General features: G+C 57.0%; 1 rRNA gene (running past one end of the window). It reads right to left on the bottom strand.

The window, feature by feature from the left end:
* Window positions 1-1568, bottom strand: a 23S ribosomal RNA gene (locus ACH5A8_RS34510); its annotated part reaches 1268 nt to the left of the window's first position; the annotation flags it as partial.

Below are 1568 nucleotides of genomic sequence, written 5' to 3'. Positions count from 1 at the left end.
AGGTGTGGCCCCCCTTCTCCCGAAGTTACGGGGGCATTTTGCCGAGTTCCTTAACCATAGTTCACCCGAACGCCTCGGTATTCTCTACCTGACCACCTGAGTCGGTTTAGGGTACGGGCCGCCATGAAACTCGCTAGAGGCTTTTCTCGACAGCATAGGATCATCCACTTCACCACAATCGGCTCGGCATCAGGTCTCAGACACATGGCGTGCGGATTTGCCTACACACCGTCCTACACCCTTACCCCGGGACAACCACCGCCCGGGATGGACTACCTTCCTGCGTCACCCCATCACTCACCTACTAACCGCTTGGTTCAGCGGCTCCACCACTCCCCCTCACTCCGAAGAGATCAGGGGCGGCTTCACGGCCTTAGCATCACGATGCTCGATGTTTGACGCTTCACAGCGGGTACCGGAATATCAACCGGTTATCCATCGACTACGCCTGTCGGCCTCGCCTTAGGTCCCGACTTACCCTGGGCAGATCAGCTTGACCCAGGAACCCTTAGTCAATCGGCGCACACGTTTCTCACGTGTGAATCGCTACTCATGCCTGCATTCTCACTCGTCAACCGTCCACAACTACCTTCCGGTGCTGCTTCACCCGGCAGACGACGCTCCCCTACCCATCACAGCCGGCGTTGGCCGTACATGCTGCAATGACACGACTTCGGCGGTACGCTTGAGCCCCGCTACATTGTCGGCGCGGAATCACTAGACCAGTGAGCTATTACGCACTCTTTCAAGGGTGGCTGCTTCTAAGCCAACCTCCTGGTTGTCTCTGCGACTCCACATCCTTTCCCACTTAGCGTACGCTTAGGGGCCTTAGTCGATGCTCTGGGCTGTTTCCCTCTCGACCATGGAGCTTATCCCCCACAGTCTCACTGCCGCGCTCTCACTTACCGGCATTCGGAGTTTGGCTAAGGTCAGTAACCCGGTAGGGCCCATCGCCTATCCAGTGCTCTACCTCCGGCAAGAAACACACGACGCTGCACCTAAATGCATTTCGGGGAGAACCAGCTATCACGGAGTTTGATTGGCCTTTCACCCCTAACCACAGGTCATCCCCCAGGTTTTCAACCCTGGTGGGTTCGGTCCTCCACGAAGTCTTACCTCCGCTTCAACCTGCCCATGGCTAGATCACTCCGCTTCGGGTCTTGAGCGTGCTACTCGATCGCCCTGTTCGGACTCGCTTTCGCTACGGCTACCCCACAACGGGTTAACCTCGCAACACACCGCAAACTCGCAGGCTCATTCTTCAAAAGGCACGCAGTCACGAGAATGTGCAAGCACATTCCGACGCTCCCACGGCTTGTAGGCACACGGTTTCAGGTACTATTTCACTCCCCTCCCGGGGTACTTTTCACCATTCCCTCACGGTACTATCCGCTATCGGTCACCAGGGAATATTTAGGCTTAGCGGGTGGTCCCGCCAGATTCACACGGGATTTCTCGGGCCCCGTGCTACTTGGGTGTCTCTCAAACGAGCCGCTGACGTTTCGACTACGGGGGTCTTACCCTCTACGCCGGACCTTTCGCATGTCCTTCGCCTACATCAACGGTTT

The sequence above is a fragment of the Streptomyces sp. NPDC018610 genome, from assembly GCF_044391765.1.
Taxonomy (GTDB): domain Bacteria; phylum Actinomycetota; class Actinomycetes; order Streptomycetales; family Streptomycetaceae; genus Streptomyces.
This window is presented reverse-complemented; position numbering and strand designations above follow the sequence as displayed.